Raw genomic sequence first — 389 nt, 5'->3', positions numbered from 1 at the left:
ATATTAACCTGTTTCCCATCGACTACGCATTTCTGCCTCGCCTTAGGGGCCGACTTACCCTACGCCGATGAACGTTGCGTAGGAAACCTTGGGCTTTCGGCGAGCGGGCTTTTCACCCGCTTTATCGCTACTCATGTCAACATTCGCACTTCTGATACCTCCAGCACACTTTACAATGCACCTTCATCAGCCTACAGAACGCTCCCCTACCATGCCGGTAAACCGGCATCCGCAGCTTCGGTTATAGATTTGAGCCCCGTTACATCTTCCGCGCAGGCCGACTCGACTAGTGAGCTATTACGCTTTCTTTAAAGGGTGGCTGCTTCTAAGCCAACCTCCTAGCTGTCTAAGCCTTCCCACATCGTTTCCCACTTAATCTATCATTTGGG

General features: G+C 51.4%; 1 rRNA gene. It reads right to left on the bottom strand.

Annotation, left to right across the window (positions count from 1 at the left end):
• Positions 1 to 389 (bottom strand): 23S ribosomal RNA (locus RNB18_RS53365); the annotation flags it as partial.

Origin of the sequence: Streptomyces doebereineriae (genome assembly GCF_031845645.1) — a bacterium.
In the GTDB taxonomy this organism is placed as follows: domain Bacteria; phylum Actinomycetota; class Actinomycetes; order Streptomycetales; family Streptomycetaceae; genus Streptomyces; species Streptomyces canus.
The sequence above is the reverse complement of the archived record's forward strand: the minus strand, read 5'-3'. Positions and strand labels throughout refer to the sequence as shown.